The following is a 21,048-nucleotide window of genomic DNA, read 5'->3' as shown; positions in this document are numbered from 1 at the left end:
GTGAATTGGCACACAACCGGCTTTTGCAGGGCCTCCCCTGTGGCGGCGGAAAAATCCCCCTCCTTATAATTGGTGACTATTTCGTGACGGCAGCCATCGCAATCCGCGATGGCATTCGTGCACTCCCACCGTCTCCGGCCTGCTTACCCGCATGCCGGATTTTTTGTACCTGAAATACCCCGTACAGGATCCATCCCATGCAATTGTTCAAGGCTGTAGCCACCGCCCTCGCGCTCTGCGCCGCCTTCTCCGCCCAGGCCCGGACCCTGGACGAGGTGAAGAAAGACGGCAAGATCCTCATCGCGACCGAAGGACAGTTCGCACCTTTCAATTTCTTCAACGGCACCACGCTGACCGGCTTCGAAGTGGAGACGGCCGAACTCGTGGCCAAGAAGATGGGCCTCGCGATCCAGTGGAAGACCCTGGGTTTCGACGCCCTGCTGACCGGCCTGCGCCAGGACCGCTGGGACCTGGTGATCGCCTCCCACGGCATCACCGAAGAGCGCGCCAAGGCCGTGACCTTCACCGAACCCCACTACTGCTCGGGCGGCATGATCATCGCCATGGACCCGGCCATCAAGAGCGCCAAGGACCTGGCCGGCAAGGTGGTTGCCGTGCAGACCGGCACCAGCTACCTCGAGAACGTGCAGAAGGTGTCGTCGATCAAGGAAATGAAGAACTTCCCCACCGACGTCGACGCCCGTAGCGCGCTGAACTCGCGCCGCGTGGACGCCTGGGTGACCGACCGTTTCGTGGCCAAGGCCGTGTCCGAGAAGAACCCCGGCGCCGGCTTCAAGCTCGGCGACATGCTGTTCATCGAGCGCATCGCCGCTGCCGTGGCCAAGGGCAACAGCTCGCTGGCCGGCGGCTGGAACAAGGCGCTGGCCGAAGTGATGGCCGACGGCAGCTATGCCGCGCTGTCCAAGAAGTACTTCAACGAAGACGTTCGCTGCACGAACTGACCCCTGGTCCTGAACGGGGTTTCCCATGCTCACAGCCCTTTGGCCCGAGCGCTGGTCTCGCCAGCAGCGCAGCAACGCCACGCTCGTCTCGGCCGTCGTCCTGATGGTCCTGGCGCTGGCGCTGCTGGGCAAACTGCTCTCTTTCCTGCCCGAGCCCATCGGGCCCAACGCCCAGGCCTTCTCTGACGGCGCGCGCACCACTCTGTGGCTCACCCTGGTGAGCGGCAGCGTGGGCCTGGTGCTCGGCACCGGCGCCGCACTGGCCCGCACCTCGCGCTTCATGGCCGTGCGCTGGGTGGCCAGCTTCTACATCTGGGTCATCCGCGGCACGCCGCTGCTGGTCCAGATCCTGTTCGTCTACTTTGCGCTGCCGGTGCTGGTGCCGGGGCTGAACCTGCCCGACTTCGCGGCGGCAGTGCTGGCCCTGGGCCTGAACGTGGGCGCCTACAACGCCGAGGCCATCCGCGCCGGGCTGCTGGCCGTTCCGCGCGGCCAGACCGAAGCCGCCCGGGCCCTGGGCCTGGGCCGCATGCATGTGTTCGCCGACGTGGTGTTCCCGCAGGCCTTCAAGATCTCGCTGCCGCCGCTGGTCAGCAACTTCGTGGCCCTGCTCAAGGACTCTTCGCTGGCCTATGCCATCGGCGTGGTGGAACTCACCAACGTGGGCAACCGCATCCAGTCGGCCACGTTCCAGCCGATTGCCACGCTGTCCACGGTGGCCATCACCTACCTGCTCTTGACCACGCTGGTGACCCAGATCTCGAACGCCGTGGAATACCGCTTCGACGTGGAAGGGCGCAACCAATGAGCCGCCCCACGCCTTTCATCGTCGTCAAGCAGGTCTGCAAATCCTTCGGTAGCCACCAGGTGCTGCGCGATGTCTCCACCGTGTTCAACACCGGCGAGGTGACCGTGATCATCGGTGCCTCGGGCTCGGGCAAGAGCACGCTGCTGCGCGCCATCAACCGGCTGGAGCCGCACGACAGCGGCACCATCACCATCGGCGGCGAGCCCGTGACCGACGACCAGCACACACTGCAGAAGCAGCGCAGCGAAGTCGGCATGGTGTTCCAGCAGTTCAACCTGTTCGGCCATATGAGCGTGCTGGACAACGTGACGCTGGCGCCCCGGCGCATCCGCCGCACGCCGCGCACCCAGGCCAATGAGCAGGCCATGGCCCTGCTGCGCCGCGTGGGCATGCAGGACCATGCGCACAAATACCCCTGGCAGCTCTCGGGCGGTCAGCAGCAGCGCGTGGCCATTGCCCGCGCGCTGGCCATGCAGCCCAAGGTGATGCTGTTCGACGAGCCCACCTCGGCCCTGGACCCCGAAATGGTGCAGGAAGTGCTCGACGTGATGCGCGAACTGGCCCGTGGCGGCATGACCATGATCGTGGTGACCCACGAAATGGGCTTTGCCCGCGAGGTCTCAGACCGCGTGATGTTTTTCGACCAGGGGCGCATCGCCCACGACGCAGCACCCGCCGAATTCTTCGACAACCCCGCCAACGACCGCATCCGCGCCTTCATCGGCCGCATGGGCGCCTGAGATCCAGGCCCACCCAGCGCAACAACCACAAGCCCCTACCGGAGTGACCATGAAACTGAACCACACGTTCCTCGCCCTGATGGCCGCCGGCCTGTGCAGCCTGCCACCCGCAGCCTTTGCCCAGACCGCCAAGGACTTCGAAGAGATGCGCAACGAGCTCAAGGCCCTGCGTGCCGAGCTCAACGCGCTCAAGGCCCAGCAGGCCCAGGCGCCTGCCGCGCCCGCCGCCTCGGCATCGGCCTGGAACGACCGCATCGAGGCCGTGGAGCTCAAGCAGAAGGACGCCGTGGTGCTCGGCGACATCCCCGGCAGCTTCCGCCTGCCCGGCAGCGAGACCTCGATCCGTGTCTACGGCTTTGCCGAGGCCAACCTGGTCAAGGACTTCAAGGGCACGGCCCCCGGCGACACCTTCACCAACCTGATGGAACAGCCCCTGGGCGACACGCGCGGCGGCAAGAGCAGCCTGACCGCGCAGACCTCGCGCTTCGGCTTCGAGACCTCCACGCCCACGTCGATCGGCACCTTCAACACCAAGATCGAAGCCGACTTCTACGCCTACTGCGGCAGCGAGTGCAACCGCAACCGCCTGCGCCTGCGCCATGCCTACGGCGAGTACGCCGGCTGGCTGATCGGCCAGACCTGGTCGACCTTCATGGACACGGACAACCTGCCCGAGACCGTGGACTTCAACGGCCCGCCCGGCGCCACCTTCCGCCGCCCCGCGCAGATCCGCTACACCTACAACAACCCCGATCTGGCCAAGTTCCAGTTCGCGCTCGAAGAACCCACCGATGGCGCCAAGGGCCTGAACTTCGTGGCCCGCGTGGACAAGGCCTTCGACTGGGGCAATGTGAACGCCCGCCTGCTCTCGCACGAGCAGCGCATCGACGGTTTCAGCAAGCGCGGCCTGGGCCTGGGTATCGGCGCCGGCTACAAGATCACCGGCACCACCACGCTGATGGCGCAGTACACGCGCCTGGACGGCGACGGCGATGGCGCCTACCTGGTGGGCACGAACTACCCCGTGCTCGATGGCGGTACCGTGCGCCTGGACCGCTCGCACGGCGTGGTGATCGGCCTGAGCAATGTGTTCAGCGAGAAGATGCGCGGCACCGTGTCGCTGGGCGCCGTGCGCTCGCGCCACCGCCTGGGCGACGACTACGTGAACGCCTATGGCGGCGAAGGCAACCACAAGCTCTACCAATGGCACGCCGGCATGTACTACCTGCCGATCAAGAACGTGGAACTGGGCAGCGAGCTGATCGGTGGCCGCCGCACCACCTTCGATGGCCAGAAGGGCGACATGCTGCGCCTGAACCTGCAGGCACGCTACCTGTTCAACTGATCGATCGTCGGCATCCCTTTCGCCTGACAGGCTGGCCGGAGACCCGGCCAGCCTTTTCTTTTTCTACCCATGCGCTCCGAACGTTTCGGCCTCCTGGCCCTGTTGGTGGTGACCGTGGTGTGGGGCACCACCTTCCCCGCCATGAAGCTGCTCTCTGCCCAGCTCGATGCACTGCAGATCATCTGGCTGCGCTTCGTGATCGCCCTGGCGGTGCTCGCGCCGCTGTGGCGCGGCATGCTGCGCCACGAGCGGCGCTGGGGTTGTGCGTTGGGGCTGCTGCTGTTCCTCGCGTTCTGGCTGCAGATCGAGGGCCTGGCACGCACCAGCAGCAACCGCAATGCCTTCGTGACCGGCCTGAACGTGCTGGTCGTGCCCCTGATCGCCATGGCGCTGATGGGCCGGCGCTACGGCTGGCGCCTGTGGGCGGCCTGCGCCATGGCCTGCGCGGGCATGGCGCTGATGTTCCACGAGAACGAGCCCTGGAACCTGGGCGATACGCTGACGCTGGTCAGCACCGTGTTCTATGCCCTGTACATCCTGGCGCTGGAAGAATGCGCACGGCGCACCGCGGCCCACCCGCTGCGCGCCACGCGCATGGCGGCGGCGCAGGCCCTGGTGATGGCCCTGGCCTCCACGCTGCTGCTGCTTGCGCGTGGCAGCGGGATGGACTGGCTGCCCCAGGCCGCCGGCCGCCTGCCGGCCGATGCCTGGGTGGCCCTGGTCTACCTGGGCCTGCTGGCCAGCGTGGTGGTGGTCACGCTGCAGGCCTGGGGCCAGCAGCGCGTGGACGCCATGCGCAGTGCCATCGTCTTCGGGCTGGAGCCGGTGTTTGCCGCGCTCACGGCCTGGGCCCTGCTGGGTGAGCGGCTGGGCTGGGCAGGATTGGGCGGCGCGGCCCTGATCGTGGCCGCGCTGGTGTTCAGCCAGCTGGCGCCACCGGCACAGGGCGCCAAGGCCTGACGAAGAAACTCAGGGTGCCGCCGGGCTGACGGGCACATCGGCCGCGAGGCGCGGCTTGCCGATGGGCGCCGCGGCCAGGCCCTTGCGCACGGCGGCCAGGTCTTCCTCGTTCGGGTACTCGCCCTGCAGCCAGTAGTCGAACACGCGCCGTGCGATCGGGCCGGCCGCAGCCGCGCCAAAGCCGGCGTTCTCCACGATGACCGCCAGCGCGATCCTGGGTTCCTCGGCCGGCGCGAAGGCCGCGAAGAGCGAGTGGTCGCGCTGGTGCTCTTCGAGCGCCTTGGCGTTGTAGCGCACGTTCTGGCCCAGGCTCATGGCCTGCGCGGTACCCGTCTTGCCGGCAGAGGTGTAGGGTGCGCCGGCAAAGATGCGCGTGCCCGTGCCGCCCTTGTTCACCGCCACCAGCGCATTGCGCACGATCTCCACGTTCTTGGGCAGGTAGCCGAGGTTCTCGCCCGGGGGCTGCACCACCGGCGTCACGGTGCCGGTGACCGTGTCGCGCACCGCCTTGATGAGGTGCGGCGCATACCGCGTGCCGCCATTGGCCAGCGTGGCCTCGGCCTGCGCCAGCTGCAGCATGGTGAAGTTGTTGTAGCCCTGGCCGATGCCCAGGGACACGGTCTCGCCCGGATGCCAGCGCTTCATCTCGGGGCGCTTGTAGGCGTTGCGCTTCCAGGCGGTGCTGGGCAACACGCCGCGCAGCTCGCCATTCAGATCGATCCCCGTGACCTGGCCCAGGCCCAGCGGTTTCATGAAGTCGTGGATGGCGTCCACGCCCATTTCAACGGCCAGCGAATAAAAGTAGGTATTGCTCGAGAACTGGATGGCGCGGTGCATGTCCACGCCGCCCAGCCCGCCTTCGTGGCTGCGGAAGGTATGGCCGCCGAAGGTGTAGAAGCCCGGATCGCTGACCACCATGCTTGGCGAGCGCTTGCCCAGTTGCAGCGCGGCCAGGGCCATGAAGGGCTTGTAGGTCGAGCCCGGCGGGTAGGTGCCGCGCAGCGCGCGGTTGAGCAGCGGCTTGTCGATGGACTCGTTGAGCGCCTGCCAGCTTTCGCTGTCGATGCCTTCGACGAACAGGTTCGGATCGAAGGTGGGCTTGCTCACCAGTGCCAGCACCTCGCCATTGCGCGGGTCGATCGCCACCAGGGCGCCGCGCCGGTCGCCGAACATGTCCTCGATGAGCTTTTGCAGCTTGATGTCCAGCGACAGCATCACCGTGTTGCCCGGTGTGGCCGGGTGGCTGGCCAGGCGCCGCACGGCATGGCCGCCGGCCGAGGTCTCCATGCGCTCCACGCCGGTCAGGCCATGCAGCATGTTCTCGAAGCTCTGCTCCACGCCGAGCTTGCCGATGTATTCGGTGCCGCGGTAGTTGGCCTCGTCCTCCGAGTCCTGGATGCGCGCCTTCTCGGTCTGGTTGATGCGCCCGATGTAGCCGATGGCATGGGCGCCCGCATCGCCCAGCGGGTAGTTGCGGAACAGCCGGGCCTTGATGTCCACGCCGGGGAAGCGGTAGCGCTGCGCGGAAAACCGCGCCACTTCCTGGTCCGTGAGGCGCGTGCGGATGGGCAGGGACTCGAAGTTGCGCGACTCCTCCAGCAGGCGCTTGAAGCGCCGCCGGTCGCGCTGCTGGATGTCGACCACCTTGGCGAGTTCCTCGATGGTGTCTTCCAGCCCGCCGGTGCGCGAGGGCGTGATCTCCAGCGTATAGGCCGCATAGTTGGTGGCCAGCACCACGCCGTTGCGGTCCATGATCTGGCCGCGGTTGGGGACGATGGGCACCACGGCCGTGCGGTTGCTCTCGGCCTGGGCAGCCAGGTCGTCGTGGCGCACCACCTGCAGGTACACCAGGCGCGAGACCAGCAGGCCGAAGGCCAGCAGCACCACGAAGGCGACGGTGAAGATGCGGGCGCGAAAGCGCGAGGAGTCCGCTTCGGCGTTGCGCAATTCAGTCATGCTGCACGCTCCCCACCACCATGCGGCGGGCGCAGGCGGGTTGCTGGATGGTCCACACCGGGCTCATAGCGGGCGATTCTGGTCGCGATCGGGCGGGCGCCGCTGGGGTGCCAGCAGCACCCAGCTGGCCAGGGGCCAGAGCAGCGCCTCCAGCACTGGCGCCACGAAGATCCACAGGCCGGGGAAGATGCCCCCCGAGACCACGCGCACCAGCAGTTCGATGGAATGCGCGATGAGGAACAGCGGCAGCACCTGCAGCGCCTGCGAGGGCACGCTGAACCACAGCAGGCGGCGGTGGATGGCGATGGCGCCGAAGGCCAGCACCGAGTAGGACAGCGCATGCTGGCCGAGCAGCGCGGACTGCTGCACATCCATGCACAGGCCCAGCGCAAAGGCCGTGCCCATGCCGATGCGCAGCGGCTGGTGCACGCTCCAGAACACGATCAGCAGCATCAGCAGGTCGGGCGTCCAGACCACGCGGCCCAGGGGCAGCATGTTGATGGCCAGCCCCACCGCGAGGCTGGCAGCGATGAACACGGGATTGACGGGGAGCAGCAGCGGCTGGCCGCGCGGCATGATCATTTGTGGCGCCCCTTCTTGCTGGAGCTGGGCGTGGGTGCCGGCTCGGGCCGCTCCGGGATGTGGCCCGACAGCGGCTTGAGCACCACCACGTGGCGGGCCCCCTGCACCTGGGCCAGCGGGGCGCAGTAGATGCGCGCAAAGGCCGAATCGGCACGGCGCTCCACGCGCACGACCTTGGCCACGGGCAGGCCCGAGGGGTACAGGCCGTCCACGCCGCTGGTGGTGAGCAGGTCACCCTCGCGCACGTCGGCATTGGCGGGCATGAAGCGCAGTTCCATGCCGCCCTCGTTGCCGGCAACCGGATCGCCATAGGCGACGCCGCGCGCGCCGGTGCGGATGTTGAGAACCGGGATGGCCTGGTCGCGGTCCACCAGCAGCGTGACCTCGCTGAGCATGGGGAACACACGCGTGACCTGGCCCAGGATGCCGGCCTCGTCGAGCACCGGGGCGCCGAGCTCCACGCCGCCCATCTGGCCCTTGTCCAGCACCACCCGGCGGGTGTAGGGATCGGCGGTGTCATAGATGACCTCGGCCGCCTGCGATGGCGTGCTGACCCGCTCGCGCAGCGCCAGCAGCTTGCGCAGGCGGTCGTTCTCCAGCAGCAGTTGCTCGGCCTGGCTGGCGCGCTCGGACATCTGCGCCATCTTGCTGCGCGCGGCATCGGCATCGTGCTGCGCGGTTTTCAGGTCCTGGAAGTAGCCCGCGCCCCGCCCCGCGAACTCCACCGGCTGCAGCATGAGCCACTGCACAGGGTAGAGCACGGTGGAGACGGCCTGGCGGAACGGCCCGGTCAGCTTGAAGCGGACGTCCGCCACCATGAGGAACAAGGCCAGCGCACCGTAGAGCGCCAGCCGTGACAGGGCCGAAGGGCCTTGCTTGAAGAAGGGAGGCGCACTGCGCTCCAGGGTTCCCAGGGGCATGGCGCTCAGCGTCGGATCTGCAACGCGTGCGAACGCGGCGGCCAGGGGCACGGCTCAAAAAGCATCGGTGCGGTTGCGGTCATGCCATTTCAGCGCGATGGGGTGCCTGCGCGGCGCGCAGGCACGGGGAACTTACTCGCTTGTAAAGATGCTGCCCTGGCGGTCCATGCGCTCCAGCGCAATGCCGCAGCCGCGCACCACGCAGGTCAGCGGGTCTTCGGCCACCAGCACCGGCAGGCCGGTTTCCTCGGCCAGCAGACGATCGAGGTCGCGCAGCAGCGCACCGCCACCGGTCAGCATCATGCCGCGGTCGGCAATATCGGCACCGAGTTCCGGCGGGGTCTGCTCCAGGGCGTTCTTGACGGCCGAGACGATCTGGTTGAGCGGATCGGTCAGCGCCTCCAGCACTTCGTTGCTGGAGATGGTGAAGCTGCGTGGCACGCCTTCGCTGAGGTTGCGGCCCTTGACTTCCATCTCGCGCACTTCGGAGCCCGGGAAGGCGGAACCGATGTTCTTCTTGATGGATTCGGCGGTGGGCTCGCCGATCAGCATGCCGTAGTTGCGGCGGATGTAGCTGATGATGGCTTCGTCGAACTTGTCGCCGCCCACGCGCACACTGCCCTTGTAGACCATGCCACCCAGCGAGATCACGCCCACCTCGGTGGTGCCGCCGCCGATGTCCACGACCATGGAGCCGCTGGCTTCCGAGACCGGCAGGCCGGCGCCGATGCCGGCGGCCATGGGTTCCTCGATCAGGTAGACGGCGGTGGCACCAGCCGCTTCGGCCGCGTCCTTGATGGCACGGCGCTCGACCTGGGTGGAGCCGCAGGGCACGCAGATGATGATGCGCGGGCTGGGAGTGAACAGCGTGCGCGGGTGCACCATCTTGATGAACTGCTTGATCATCTGCTCGGTGATCACGAAGTCGGCGATCACGCCATCCTTCATGGGCCGGATGGCTTCGATGTTGCCGGGCACCTTGCCCAGCATGGCCTTGGCTTCATGGCCTACGGCCTGGATGACTTTCTTTCCATGGGGGCCGCCTTCGTGGCGGATGGCGACTACAGAGGGCTCATCGAGCACAATGCCTTTATCGCGGGCGAATATCAGGGTGTTGGCTGTGCCAAGATCAATGGCAAGGTCGGTGGAGAAGTACCGACGGAAAGCTCCGAACATTCAAGAATCCTCTCAGGCATGGCGTGCGCATCGGCCTGCCATCGCCGGGTTTACGGGGTCAAATTTCGCTTTTTTCGCACAATGACCGGCATGAGGGAGGGTATTGCGGCAAAGCCGGGATAATACCCTATCCCCTGTGAATAACTCCCCTGGCCCCACCCCCCCATTCAGCTTTACATCTGGTTTCCCCCGAATTTTTTCCCTATGGCACTGACATCCCTGGACATCGGTCGAATCGCCAACCTGGCGCGACTGGAATTGAGCGCGAGCGAAAGTGAGCGCATGCTCACGCAACTCAACGGCTTTTTCGGCATCGTCGAGAAAATGAGCGCTGTGGATACCGGGGACCTCACGCCCCTGGCGCACCCCGTGGCGGCCATCCAGGCGGTCGCCCTGCGCCTGCGCGACGATGTGGTCAGCGAACCCAACCAGCGCGAGGCCAACCAGCGCAGTGCCCCGGCGGTAGAGCAAGGATTGTTCCTTGTGCCCAAGGTGATCGAGTGAGGCCGGCCATGAGCGACAACAAGACCACCGACCTGCACGACCTGACCGTCACCGCCCTGGCCGCGCAGCTGCGCGAACGCCAGGTTTCCGCCGTGGAAGCGGCCCAGCATTTCCTGGCCCGCGCCAAGGCCCACCAGTCGCTGGGTGCCTACGTGGCGGTCAATGAAGACGCCACGCTGGCCCAGGCCCGCGCGGCCGATGCCCGCATCGCTGCAGGCACGGCCGGCACGCTCGAAGGAGTGCCGCTGGCGCACAAGGACATCTTCGTCACGCGCGACTTCCCCAGCACCGCCGGCTCGAAGATGCTCGCGGGCTACCAGTCACCGTTCGACGCCACCGTCGTGCGCAAGCTGGCCGAAGCCGGCGCCGTGACCCTGGGCAAGCTCAACTGCGACGAATTCGCCATGGGCTCGGCCAACGAGAACTCGGCCGTGGTCCCCGTGGGCTTCGATGCACCCGCCCCGGTGCGCAACCCCTGGGACACCGCGCGCATTCCCGGCGGCTCCTCGGGCGGCAGCGCCGTGGCCGTGGCCGCGCGGCTGGCCCCGGCCGTGACCGGCACGGACACCGGCGGCTCCATCCGCCAGCCGGCCTCGTTCTGCGGCATCACCGGCATCAAGCCCACCTACGGCCGGGCCTCGCGCTACGGCATGATCGCCTTCGCCTCCAGCCTGGACCAGGCCGGCCCCATGGCGCGCACCGCCGAGGACTGCGCGCTGCTGCTGTCCACCATGTGCGGCCCGGACCTGGACCGCGACTCCACCTCGCTGGATGTGCCTGCCGAGGACTACAGCCGCTCGCTGAACCACTCCATCGACGGCCTTCGCATCGGCATCCCGGCCGAGTTCTTCGGTGACGGCCTGGCACCCGACGTGCGCGCCGCAGTGGACGCTGCGCTCAAGGAATACGAGAAGCTCGGCGCGAAGCTGGTGCCCATCCGCCTGCCACGCACCGAACTCTCGATCCCGGTGTACTACATCATCGCGCCGGCCGAGGCGTCGTCCAACCTGAGCCGTTTCGACGGCGTGAAGTTCGGCCACCGCGCCAAGGACTACGTCGACCTGGTGGACATGTACAAGAAGACCCGCGCCGAAGGCTTCGGCGACGAGGTCAAGCGCCGCATCATGATCGGCACCTACGTGCTCTCGCACGGCTACTACGACGCCTACTACCTCAAGGCCCAGAAGATCCGCCGCATGATCGCCGACGATTTCCAGCAGGCGTTCGCGCAGTGCGATGTGATCGCCGGCCCCGTGGCCCCCACCGTGGCCTGGAAGCTCGGAGAGCATGGCGCCGACCCGCTGGCCGACTACCTGGCCGACATCTTCACGCTGCCCGGCTCGCTGGCCGGACTGCCGGGCATGAGCGTGCCCGCGGGCTTCGGCGAAGGCGGCATGCCCGTGGGCCTGCAGCTGATCGGCAACTACTTCCAGGAAGCGCGCCTGCTCAACGCAGCGCACCGGCTGCAGCAGGCCACCGACTTTCACCTCCGCCAACCCGGAGGTCTGTGACATGACGACAACGACGACCAGCAAATTGATCCGTGGCTACGAGGTCGTGATCGGCTTCGAGACCCACGCCCAGCTCGCCACCGAGAGCAAGATCTTCAGCCGTGCCTCCACGGCCTTCGGTGCCGAGCCCAATACCCAGGCCTGCGCCGTGGACCTGGCCCTGCCCGGCACGCTGCCGGTGATGAACCGCGCCGCGGTGGAATGCGCGATCAAGCTCGGCCTGGCCCTCGGTTCGCACATCGCGCCCGAGAGCATCTTCGCGCGCAAGAACTACTTCTACCCCGACCTGCCCAAGGGCTACCAGATCAGCCAGTTCGAGATCCCCGTGGTGCAGGGCGGCGAGGTGCAGTTCTTCCTCGGCGACGAGAAGAAGACCGTGCGCCTGGTGCGCGCCCACCTCGAAGAGGATGCCGGCAAGTCGCTGCACGAGGACTTCATCGGCCAGAGCGGCATCGACCTGAACCGTGCCGGCACGCCGCTGCTGGAGATCGTGACCGAGCCCGACATGCGCTCCACCGAAGAAGCCGTGGCCTATGCGCGTGAACTGCACAAGATCGTGACCTGGATCGGCATCTGCGACGGCAACATGCAGGAAGGTTCGTTCCGCTGCGATGCCAACGTCTCGGTGCGCAAGCCCGGCGCCCCGCTGGGCACGCGCCGCGAGATCAAGAACCTGAACAGCTTCAAGTTCATGCAGCAGGCCATCGACTACGAGATCCTGTGGCAGATCGAGGAGATCGAGGATGGCCGTGCCATCCAGCAGGCCACGGTGCTGTTCAACGACGCCACGGGCGAGACGCGCGCCATGCGCACCAAGGAAGACGCGGCCGACTACCGCTACTTCCCCGACCCGGACCTGCCGCCGCTGCAGATCCCGCGCGAGTGGGTGGATGCGCAGCGCGCCCAGATGACCGAACTGCCGCGCACCATGGCCGCGCGTTTCGTGGCCGACTACGGCCTGCCCGAGTACGACGCCACCACGCTGACCCAGAGCAAGGCCATGGCCGCCTACTTCGAGGCAGCGGCCCAGGCCAGCCAGCAGCCCAAGCTGGCCAGCAACTGGATCATGGGCGAGGTCTCGCGCCGCCTGAACGCAGGCGACCTGGCGCTCGACGCATCGCCCGTGACGGCCGCCCAGTTGGGTGCGCTGATCGGCCGCATCGCCGACGGCACGGTGTCCAACAACGCCGCCAAGCAGGTGTTCGAAGCGCTGTGGACCGGCGAGTCCAGCGACGTGGATGCCGTCATCGAGGCCAAGGGCCTCAAGCAGATGAACGACACGGGCGCACTGGAAGGCATCATCGACGAGGTGATTGCGGCCAATGCCGACAACGTCGCGCAGTTCCGCGCGGGCAAGGACAAGGCCTTCAACGCACTGGTGGGCCAGATCATGAAGGCGAGCAAGGGCAAGGCCAACCCGCAACAGGTCAACGACCTGCTGCGCGCCAAGCTGTCAGGCTGACACCGTTCCCCGGGCACCTTCCTTCCATCCCCTGGAAGGTGTCTGCCCCACGGAACCCCGCCCGGGGTTCCAGGGATGTAGGCTCAGCGTGAGCCGCCAGCGGATGCCGGGGTGGCGGCACCGGGCACCGCAACGCCCCGCTGCTCGTCCCACAGCTTGCGCAGCTGTGCCAGCTCCACATCGAAGCGCTGGTGCACCCGGCGCTTCTCGTCACCCTGGCCGGCAATGAAGCGCTGCTGCTCGGCAACGCTGTCTTCGTTCTCGGCGATCCGCGTGCGCAGCACCATCGGCGCCTTGCTCGGGTCCTTCTTGTAGAACTCCATCTCGGTGTCCAGCGTCTTGCGCTGCTGGCGCAACTCGATGAGGCGCTTTTCTGCCGTGGCGGCGACGTCTTCCACCATCTGGATGGCGGCCTTGCGCTCCACGTCGTGGGCTGCCTTGTCGGGGTAGCGCGCCGTCAAGGCACGCTCGCGGCGGCGCTCCTCCAGGGCACGGGAGCGCTCCTCGGCCTCCTTGCGCTGGCGCGCCTCGACCACCGCACGCTCCTGCTCGGACAGCACCGGGCCGACCTGGCGCCGCACCATGCCCGAGGGGGCCAGCTCTCGCTGCTCGCGGTCCAGGCAGTCGGCAATCGGCCGGTCCGCCGTGAGCTTGCGCCCATTGCGGTCCGTGCAGGTGTAGATACTGCCTACGGGGCCCGTAGGCTGCTGCGCCCACACGGATGCCGTGGCCAGGCCTGCCAATGCCAACTCGCCGATAAGCCACGCCGTCTTGTGCAACTAATTACCCTTCATTCACCCCGTACCGCTCGCGGTATGCGGAAACCCGCTCGTGGTGGGCGCGCATCTCCGCCCCCCCTGTTTGCGATAGGTACAGCAATAAGTCTGCCAGCTTGGCGATAGTACAAACCTTCATTCCAAGCTGCTGGCGCACATACTGCACTGCACTGTGCTCCACGTCCAGTCCATTTTCGGTGGCTTTCTCCTGGCGGTCCAGTGCAATGGCCACGGCATGGGGAGTGGCACCGGCGGCCTGGATGAGGGCGATGGACTCGCGCGCGGCAGTGCCGGCGGACATCACGTCGTCCACGATCAGCACGCGGCCTTGCAGGGGCGCGCCCACCAGGGTGCCGCCTTCACCATGGTCCTTGGCCTCCTTGCGGTTGTAGGCAAAGGGCACATTGCGCCCATGGCGCGCCAGCTCCACCGCCACGGTGGCGGCCAGCGGGATGCCCTTGTAGGCGGGCCCGAACACCATGTCGAACTCGATGCCGCTGGCGATCAGGGCTTTTGCATAGAATTCGGCCAGGCGCCCCATCTTGCTGCCATCGTCGAACAGGCCTGCATTGAAGAAATAAGGACTCAGGCGCCCGGCCTTGGTCTTGAATTCCCCAAAGCGCAGCACCCCCGATTCGACGGCAAACCGCACAAAGTCCTGCGCCAGCTGGCCCTGATCCGGGCCCTGGCTACCTACATCTACCATGGGAAATTCCTTGTTCAATTTGACCAGCCTCAACCTCAATGGCATCCGGTCCGCCACCACCAAGGGGGTGGAAAGCTGGATGGCTGCCACACGGCCAGATTGTATTTGCGTGCAGGAAGTCAAGGCGCAGGCCGCCGACATTGCCACACGCTTCGAGCGCCTGGCCGAGATGGACGGCCACTTCCACTACGCCCAGAAGAAGGGCTACTCGGGCGTGGGCATCTACACCCGCCACCTGCCCAGCGACGTGGTCGTGGGCTACGGCTCGACCGAGTTCGATGCCGAAGGCCGCTACCTCGAACTGCGCTTTGACACCCCTGCGCGCAAGCTGTCCATCATCAGCGCCTATTTCCCGAGCGGCTCCTCGGGCGAGGAGCGCCAGCTCGCCAAGTACCGCTTTCTCGCCGAGTTCCATCCCCACCTCATGACGCTCAAGGGCGAGCGCGAGTTCATCCTGTGCGGCGACATCAACATCGCGCACCAGCAGATCGACCTCAAGAACTGGCGCAGCAACCAGAAAAACAGCGGTTTCCTGCCCGAAGAACGGGCCTGGATGACAAAGTTGTTGCACACAACTGATGAAGGCGGCGGTCTGATCGACGTTTACCGTCAGTTACAACCGACCACCACCGACACCGCGTACACATGGTGGAGCAACCGCGGCCAGGCCTATGCCAACAACGTGGGCTGGCGCCTGGACTACCACCTGGCCACCCCGGCGATGGCAGCGCTGGCGCGCACCGAGGCCATCTACAAGGACGTGAAGTTCTCGGACCACGCGCCCATCACCATCGGCTACGACTTCACGATGTGAGCCTGCGGGGTGTGCCGGCGATCCGCTCAGCGCGGGAACCGCAGTTCGAAACGGATCGTGCCCGGTGCCGGGCACGACGCCCGGACCTCGCCCCCATGCAGGTCCATGATGGCCTTGACGATCGCCAGGCCCAGGCCGCTGGACTCCGCGGGGCGGTCGTGCACGGCCTCGGCGCGGTAGAAGCGGTCGAAGAGCCGCTCCATCTGCGCGGGCGGAATCGGCAGGCCCTGGTTCTCCACCACCATCGTTGAGGCACCTTCCTCCTCGGAGGCCGCCAGGCGGACCACGGTTCCGGGCGTGCTGTAGCGCACCGCATTGACCACCAGGTTGTGCAACGCGCGCAGGGCGAGCGGCGGGTTCACGCGGGCCATGCCACCGGCCTGCACCACGAAGCGCAAGCCCGCCTCGTCGGCCGGGCCCTCGAAGTAGTCGGCGATGCGCTGCAGCTCGGCCGCCATGTCCATGGGCGTGCGCTCGATCTGCAGCGTGGCATGGTCGGCCTGGGCCAGGAACAGAATGTCGTCGACGGTGCGGCGCAGGCGGTTCAGCTCCTCCAGGTTGGATTCGAGCACCTGCCGGTACTCCTCGGGGCTGCGGGTGCGGCTGAGCGCCACCTGCGTCTGCCCGATCACGGCACCGACCGGCGTGCGGATCTCGTGCGCCAGATCGGCCGAGAACTGCGACAGCCGGCCATAGCCGGTGGCGATGCGGTCCAGCATGGCATTGAACACCGCCACCATCTGCTGCAGCTCCAGCGGCGCATCGTATTCGGGCAAGCGGATCGCCAGGTTGATCGGCTCGATCAGCGAGGCCTGCGCCGCCACCCGGTGCAGCGGCCTCAGGCCATGGCGCAGCACCCAGTAGACCAGCAGCGAACAGGCGAGCACGGCCAGGAAGGTGCTGAACAGCACCTGGTCGCGGCTGCGCCGGATCATCTGCATCTCGCTGGCCAGCGCATGCCCCGCCAGCACCTCCACCATCCGCCCGTCGTGGCCCGAGCGCGCCGCGCCCGCGGCCCAGTGCATGCGGGGCACGCCCGGGGTCTCGCTGTGGCACACATCGGCCCGCGCCAGCGGCCTGTCGGCGGCGGCGGGTACGGCACAGGCCGGCGGCGCCACCTGGCCCGGGTTGACTTCGACCAGCGGCCCCTCGCCCGTGCGGCGCAGGACGAAGACATCGCCCGAACTGCCCGACAGGGCCTCGAGCAGCATCGCCTGGTCGCGCAGCTCCTGCACGCTGCGCGCATCGCCGAGCAGGCGGCGCAACCGCTCCACCCGCATGATCAGCTGCTCGTCGGCATGGGCGAGGATGGCGCTGCGCGCGGCAAAGAAGTAGTTGCCGCCCAGCATGCCGGTGACCGACACCGCGATCAAGCCGCACAGCAGGGTCACGCGCACGGCCAGCGAGCGGGGCAACCAGCGCACCACCATCAATCACCACTCCCGGTCGGGTCCGAGGGCAGGTCGCCAAAGGCATAGCCGACATGGCGCACGGTGTGGATCAGCGGCGCGGCAAACGGCTTGTCGACCTTGGCACGCAGGCGCTTGACTGCGACGTCGACGACATTGGTGTCGCTGTCGAAATTCATGTTCCACACCTCGGAGGCGATCAGCGTGCGCGGCAGCGCCTCGCCCTGCCGCTTCACCAGCAGGTGCAGCAGCAGAAATTCCTTGTTCGAGAGGGCGATCTCCGCCCCTTCGCGGGTCACCTTGCGCCGCAGCACGTCCAGGCGCAGGCCCGCCACCTCGTACACATCGGCTTCGCGGGCCGGCCCCCGCCGCAGCAGGGTGCGGATGCGCAGCACCAGCTCGGTGAACGAGAACGGTTTCACGAGGTAGTCGTCGGCGCCGAGTTCCAGCCCGCGGATGCGGTCGCTCAGCTGGTCGCGCGCCGTGAGGAACAGCACACGCAGATCACCCTTCTCGCGCAGCGCCGGCATGATCTGCCAGCCATCGATGCCCGGCAGGCTGACATCCAGCACCACCAGGTCGTAGGCATGGGCCAGCGCCATGCGCAGGCCCTCGGTGCCCGTGCGCGCCAGGTCCACGCTGTAGCCGCTCTCGCGCAGGCCCTTCTTCAGGTAGTCCCCCGTCTTGGGGTCGTCCTCGATGACCAGGATCTTCATGCCATCGATTCTCGGGCAAAGCCACGCGGTGGGCGGCGCATGACAGCTTTGTCATGCACTTGTCACCCCTGCCCGGGGCGCGCAATCCTAGACTGCCCCATCACCAGAGAACCCCCACCACGAGACCCTTTTCCATGCCCAATCCCCTCTCCCTCCTTGGCATCGCCCACACCGCCATCAGCCTCGTGCCGCTGGGCGCGGCGCTCTACAGCTTTGCCCGCTTCGGCGGCATCGATCCAGCGACCCGCCCCGGCCGCGTGTACCTGGTGGGCCTGGTGCTCTCGGTGCTCACGGCCTTCGGCCTGTCGAGCACCGGGGGGTTCAACGCCGGGCATGCGCTGGGCATCCTGGCGCTGCTCGCAGTCTTCGGCGCCTGGCTGGCACCGAAACTGTCGTTCCTCGGGCGGGCCAGCGCCTATCTGGCGACCTTGGGATGGTCGTTCAGCGTCTTTCTGCTGCTGGTGCCCGGCATCAACGAGACGCTGACGCGCCTGCCGCCCGCCCAACCCCTGGCTTCGGGCCCGGACTCGGCGCTCGTGCGCGGTGCACTACTGGCCTGGCTGGCCATCTTTGTTCTTGGCTATGCCGCCCAGGTGGTCGTGCTGCGCTCACGCCGGCGGGCGCAGGCACCGCGCCGCTGAAGAAAGGGCTGGCGGCTCAGCGCCGCCCGCGCCTGCGGCTGTGCACGATCAACGCGCCCAGCACGATGCCGGCCGCCAGGCTGGTGTGGCCGCTGTAGCTCACCAGCCCCATGCCCCAGCCCTGGGCCTGCACGATGATGGCCAGCGCCAGAACCAGCGCGCCCCAGCCCAGCAGGCGCCACAGCCGGGTAGCGCGCACGGGCAGTGGCTGGCCGAACAGGTCGTCCTGCTGGCGTTCGGTGCCCAGCGCCAGCGCCGCGAACGCGACGAGGCAGACCAGGAAGGTGGCTGCGTGGACCATCAGGCACCTTCCTTGGCCATGGCTGCGCCGGCGGGCACGTTGGACGCCGCGGGCGCGCGCGCCGCACGGCGCTTGGGCCCCTGGTGGCGCGCCGTGCGCACCGCCAGCCACACATGCAGGCCGGCCAGCACCCAGAGCATGAGCTCGAAGCCGGCGAACACCCAGTCCCCCTGGGCCAGGCTGCGCCACAGCGGCCGCTCGGTGGTCAGTGCGCTGACCACGGGCAGCAGCGCCAGCGCCGCTGCGCCGACCCAGAACTGCTCGATCCAGGCGCGGCGCGAAGGGCGCAGCATGGCGTGCGCCAGCGTCAGCGCCCAGACGATGAAGAACACGTGTACCTCCCAGGCGGTGCGCTCGGCCATGCCCTGCGGCAACAGGCGGTTGCCCCAGAGGAAGCCGGCCATCGCGATGGACAGGCCCGCGATGCTGGCGATGTTGAGCTTCTCCACCAGGCGGAAGCCGAAATGCGGCCGCTCCGGGTTGCCCAGCTTCTGGCGGCGCTTGACGGTCCACATCACCAGGCCCGTGCCCACCATGGCCGTGCCGGCCAGGCTCACGATGAAGTACAGCCAGCGCATGTGCAGGTCGGAAAAGCGCCCCAGGTGCAGCGAGTACAGCACGCCGCGCGTTTCGGCCGCGGGGCCCACGCCCTCCTTGACCTCCAGCAGCTTGCCGCTCACACCGTCGAACAGCATGTACTGCGGGCTCATGGAGACCCGGCCTTCCTCGCCACGCGTGACGCTCACGCGCGCAGCCGCGTCGCCCGCATTGGTGGCGGTGACGCGGCCCACGTTGCCCTCGCCCCAGCGGGCCTGGGCCTGGCGCACCATCTCGTCCACCGGCGCCAGCGCTGCCGGTTGGCCCGTGGCCTTGCCGGGCTGGATGAAGGCGCTGAGCTGGGAGGTCATTTCCTGCTTCTGCGCCGGTGTCTTGTACACCGCCTGCTCGCCGAACGGCATGTACAACGCCATCAGCGTGACCAGGCCGGTGTAGGTGATCATGAAGTGGAACGGCAGCCCGAACACCGACAGCGCGTTGTGCGCATCCAGCCACGAGCGCTGGCCCTTGCCCCAGCGGAAGGTGAAGAAGTCGGTGAAGATCTTCTTGTGCGTGATGACCCCGCTGACGATGGCCACCAGCATGAACATGGCGCAGAAGCCCGCGAGCCAGCGGCCCCAGAGCACGGGCATGTAGTGGAACTGGAAGTGGAAGCGGTAGAAGAACTCCCCACCCACGGTTTCGCGCGAAGCCACCTTCTCACCGGTCAGCGGGTCGAAATTGGCGCTGCCGAAGTTGCGCCCATTCGCCGCCGGGCCCTGGCCGCGCGGCAGGCGCCAGAAGCTGTCCACCGTGGTGTAGCGCTCGTCGGGCAGGCGCATGCTCCACTGCGGCGCATTGGGCACCAGCGCGATGAGCTGGTTGGCGATGCGCTGGGCCGACTCGGCCGCATCGGGCACCACCGCACGGTGCGGCAGTTCGGGCCGCATCCACTGCGAGATCTCGTCCTTGAAGTAGCTCACAGTACCCGTGAGGAACATCGCATACAGGAACCAGCCGCACAGCAGGCCGGCCCAGGTATGCAGGTCCGACATGGTCTGGCGGATGCCCGGTGCCTTGGGCTCGTCATCCGGTACGTCGTTGTAGGTCGTCATTGGGAAGCTCCTGCAGAGGACCACACGGTCCATGCAGCCAGTGCCAGCGGCAATGCCACCACCACCAGCCCGGCCCAGGCGCGCCAGGCGCTGCGCACGGCAAACACCCAGATCACCGCGCATGTGTAGATCGCGAAGCTGGCCAGCATGCCCGTGATCACGGCCTGGGGCCGGGCCATGGGCAGGGCCAGCACGGCCACGCTGAACAGCGCCGCCAGCACATAGCCGCCGCCGATGGCCGCCACGATGCGCGACACCAGCGGCCCGGCGCGCCAGATACCGCGCAGCACGGCCATCATGGGGCGCACTGCAGCGCCCCGGACAGTGTGGACTTGCGTCATGTCAGGGTTCGGTGCCTCAGAAGTCCACAGCGGCCGACAGCATCAGCGTGCGGGGCGCGCCCACGGTCACGTAGTTGCTGATGACCCAGTAGTTCTTGTCGGACACGTTCTCCAGGTTGGCGCGCAGCACCAGGGGCTTGCCAGCCACGTTGGTGGCGTAGCGGGCACCGATGTCCAGGCGCGTCCAGGCGGGCACGCGCAGGCGGTTGGTGGCGTCGGCGTACATGCCGGAGGTGTTGATCACCCGGCCGTTCACGCTCAGGCCCTGCAGCGGCGTGTCCCAGTCCAGGCCCAGGTTGAAGGTGCGGTCGGGCACGCCGGCCGCATCGTTGCCCTGGTTCACGCCACCGGCAGTGCGCGTGAGCTTGGCATTGTTGAACGAGGCGCTGGCCATGGCACGCAGGCCGCGCTGCACTTCGCCGTAGGCTGTCAGTTCCAGGCCGCGGTTGCGCTGCTCGCCGCCGAAGCTGTAGCGGTTGGTGGCCGGGTCGGTCAGGGCGCTCGGGCGCTTGATCTGGTAGACGGCGGCCTGGGTGGTCAGCTGGCCCCAGTCGACCTTCACGCCGATTTCGTTCTGCTTGGACTTCTGCGGTGCGAAGGTCTCGCCCGCGTTGGCCGTGCCCGGGCCGGCCGTGCCGCCACGGGTCAGGCCAGCGGTGTAGTTGGTGTAGACCGAGATGTTCTTCGTCGGCTTGATCACCAGGCCCGCCAGCGGCGTCACGGCGCTGGCCTTGTAGTAGCTGGTGCCCGCGCCGGTGTTGACGTT

Annotated in this window: 22 protein-coding genes; 10 read left to right on the top strand and 12 right to left on the bottom strand. The window is 67.5% G+C overall.

From position 1 onward, the window contains the following. The first annotated feature begins 197 nt into the window (after window positions 1-197). From PMI14_RS23870 to PMI14_RS23850, 5 genes are all read left to right on the top strand, one after another. Complete coding sequence (locus tag PMI14_RS23870) at window positions 198-962, top strand: ABC transporter substrate-binding protein (RefSeq protein WP_007858136.1); 765 nt, start codon at window positions 198-200, stop codon at window positions 960-962. Window positions 963-987: 25 nt separating this feature from the next. Next, entirely contained in the window at window positions 988-1,770 is a 783-nt protein-coding gene (locus PMI14_RS23865; RefSeq protein ID WP_007858135.1) for an amino acid ABC transporter permease, read from the top strand. Beyond that, window positions 1,767-2,510, top strand: a complete 744-nt coding sequence (locus PMI14_RS23860; protein ID WP_007858134.1) for an amino acid ABC transporter ATP-binding protein — start codon at window positions 1,767-1,769, stop codon at window positions 2,508-2,510. The genes PMI14_RS23865 and PMI14_RS23860 overlap by 4 nt, the downstream gene beginning before the upstream one ends. 49 nt (window positions 2,511-2,559) lie before the next feature. Next, window positions 2,560-3,855 (top strand): DcaP family trimeric outer membrane transporter, encoded by a 1,296-nt coding sequence (locus PMI14_RS23855; RefSeq protein ID WP_007858132.1) that lies wholly within the window; start codon window positions 2,560-2,562, stop codon window positions 3,853-3,855. A 69-nt stretch (window positions 3,856-3,924) separates the two neighbouring features. Further along, window positions 3,925-4,815 carry a DMT family transporter gene (locus PMI14_RS23850; RefSeq protein WP_007858130.1) on the top strand — a complete coding sequence of 297 codons (891 nt, stop codon included), beginning with the start codon at window positions 3,925-3,927 and terminating at the stop codon, window positions 4,813-4,815. A gap of 9 nt (window positions 4,816-4,824) precedes the next feature. Here PMI14_RS23850 and mrdA read toward each other — a convergent pair whose 3' ends face one another. The 4 genes from mrdA to PMI14_RS23830 all read right to left on the bottom strand — a co-directional run bounded on the left by mrdA (window position 4,825) and on the right by PMI14_RS23830 (window position 9,449). Further along, on the bottom strand, window positions 4,825-6,771 hold the full coding sequence (gene mrdA, locus PMI14_RS23845) for a penicillin-binding protein 2 (RefSeq protein ID WP_007858128.1): 1,947 nt from the start codon (window positions 6,769-6,771) through the stop codon (window positions 4,825-4,827). Between the two features lie 63 nt (window positions 6,772-6,834). Beyond that, entirely contained in the window at window positions 6,835-7,353 is a 519-nt protein-coding gene (gene mreD, locus PMI14_RS23840) for a rod shape-determining protein MreD (protein WP_007858127.1), read from the bottom strand. Next, the gene (gene mreC / locus PMI14_RS23835) at window positions 7,350-8,273 is read right to left on the bottom strand and encodes a rod shape-determining protein MreC (protein ID WP_007858126.1); all 924 of its coding nucleotides are present in this window, start codon (window positions 8,271-8,273) and stop codon (window positions 7,350-7,352) included. Before mreC ends, mreD begins: the two co-directional genes overlap by 4 nt. Window positions 8,274-8,405: 132 nt before the next feature. Then, a complete protein-coding gene (locus tag PMI14_RS23830; protein ID WP_007858125.1) occupies window positions 8,406-9,449 on the bottom strand; it encodes a rod shape-determining protein in 1,044 nt (347 codons plus the stop codon). 204 nt (window positions 9,450-9,653) lie between these two features. On the opposite strand from PMI14_RS23830, the gene gatC reads away from it, so the two are divergent. The 3 genes from gatC to gatB are packed head-to-tail and all read left to right on the top strand — an operon-like array spanning window position 9,654 to window position 12,926. Continuing rightward, complete coding sequence (gatC, locus tag PMI14_RS23825) at window positions 9,654-9,953, top strand: Asp-tRNA(Asn)/Glu-tRNA(Gln) amidotransferase subunit GatC (protein WP_007858124.1); 300 nt, start codon at window positions 9,654-9,656, stop codon at window positions 9,951-9,953. Window positions 9,954-9,961: 8 nt separating this feature from the next. Next, window positions 9,962-11,464, top strand: a complete 1,503-nt coding sequence (gatA, locus tag PMI14_RS23820) for an Asp-tRNA(Asn)/Glu-tRNA(Gln) amidotransferase subunit GatA (RefSeq protein ID WP_007858123.1) — start codon at window positions 9,962-9,964, stop codon at window positions 11,462-11,464. A gap of 1 nt (window position 11,465) precedes the next feature. Next, a complete protein-coding gene (gatB, locus tag PMI14_RS23815; protein WP_007858122.1) occupies window positions 11,466-12,926 on the top strand; it encodes an Asp-tRNA(Asn)/Glu-tRNA(Gln) amidotransferase subunit GatB in 1,461 nt (486 codons plus the stop codon). Between the two features lie 83 nt (window positions 12,927-13,009). Here gatB and PMI14_RS23810 read toward each other — a convergent pair whose 3' ends face one another. Both PMI14_RS23810 and pyrE read right to left on the bottom strand, forming a co-directional pair. Further along, window positions 13,010-13,705: a hypothetical protein gene (locus PMI14_RS23810; RefSeq protein ID WP_007858121.1), complete on the bottom strand. Its 696-nt coding sequence runs from the start codon at window positions 13,703-13,705 to the stop codon at window positions 13,010-13,012. 4 nt (window positions 13,706-13,709) lie between these two features. Further along, window positions 13,710-14,408 carry an orotate phosphoribosyltransferase gene (pyrE, locus tag PMI14_RS23805; RefSeq protein ID WP_007858120.1) on the bottom strand — a complete coding sequence of 233 codons (699 nt, stop codon included), beginning with the start codon at window positions 14,406-14,408 and terminating at the stop codon, window positions 13,710-13,712. Between the two features lie 10 nt (window positions 14,409-14,418). Between pyrE and PMI14_RS23800 the strand changes: the two genes are divergently transcribed. After that, window positions 14,419-15,222 (top strand): exodeoxyribonuclease III, encoded by an 804-nt coding sequence (locus tag PMI14_RS23800; protein WP_007858114.1) that lies wholly within the window; start codon window positions 14,419-14,421, stop codon window positions 15,220-15,222. Window positions 15,223-15,248: 26 nt separating this feature from the next. Here PMI14_RS23800 and PMI14_RS23795 read toward each other — a convergent pair whose 3' ends face one another. Further along, window positions 15,249-16,652 (bottom strand): heavy metal sensor histidine kinase, encoded by a 1,404-nt coding sequence (locus PMI14_RS23795; RefSeq protein WP_007858112.1) that lies wholly within the window; start codon window positions 16,650-16,652, stop codon window positions 15,249-15,251. Next, a complete protein-coding gene (locus PMI14_RS23790; protein WP_007858110.1) occupies window positions 16,652-17,347 on the bottom strand; it encodes a heavy metal response regulator transcription factor in 696 nt (231 codons plus the stop codon). The genes PMI14_RS23795 and PMI14_RS23790 overlap by 1 nt, the downstream gene beginning before the upstream one ends. Before the next feature lie 134 nt (window positions 17,348-17,481). On the opposite strand from PMI14_RS23790, the gene PMI14_RS23785 reads away from it, so the two are divergent. Continuing rightward, the gene (locus tag PMI14_RS23785; protein ID WP_007858109.1) at window positions 17,482-17,988 is read left to right on the top strand and encodes a hypothetical protein; all 507 of its coding nucleotides are present in this window, start codon (window positions 17,482-17,484) and stop codon (window positions 17,986-17,988) included. A 16-nt stretch (window positions 17,989-18,004) separates the two neighbouring features. On the opposite strand, the gene PMI14_RS23780 is transcribed toward PMI14_RS23785, so the two are convergent. From PMI14_RS23780 to PMI14_RS23765, 4 genes are all read right to left on the bottom strand, one after another. After that, window positions 18,005-18,289 carry a DUF3325 domain-containing protein gene (locus PMI14_RS23780; protein WP_007858108.1) on the bottom strand — a complete coding sequence of 95 codons (285 nt, stop codon included), beginning with the start codon at window positions 18,287-18,289 and terminating at the stop codon, window positions 18,005-18,007. Further along, window positions 18,289-19,941, bottom strand: coding sequence for a PepSY domain-containing protein (locus PMI14_RS23775; RefSeq protein WP_007858107.1), 1,653 nt, complete (start codon window positions 19,939-19,941; stop codon window positions 18,289-18,291). Before PMI14_RS23775 ends, PMI14_RS23780 begins: the two co-directional genes overlap by 1 nt. Next, window positions 19,938-20,240, bottom strand: coding sequence for a DUF3649 domain-containing protein (locus tag PMI14_RS23770; RefSeq protein WP_007858106.1), 303 nt, complete (start codon window positions 20,238-20,240; stop codon window positions 19,938-19,940). The genes PMI14_RS23775 and PMI14_RS23770 overlap by 4 nt, the downstream gene beginning before the upstream one ends. Window positions 20,241-20,298: 58 nt before the next feature. Beyond that, window positions 20,299-21,048: TonB-dependent siderophore receptor (locus tag PMI14_RS23765; RefSeq protein ID WP_007858105.1), on the bottom strand; the 750-nt coding region annotated here is incomplete at its 5' end.

Source organism: Acidovorax sp. CF316, from assembly GCF_000276605.1.
Classification (GTDB): domain Bacteria; phylum Pseudomonadota; class Gammaproteobacteria; order Burkholderiales; family Burkholderiaceae_C; genus Acidovorax.
Note: the sequence above shows the minus strand (reverse complement) of the source record. Positions and strands in the feature narration are given on the sequence as shown.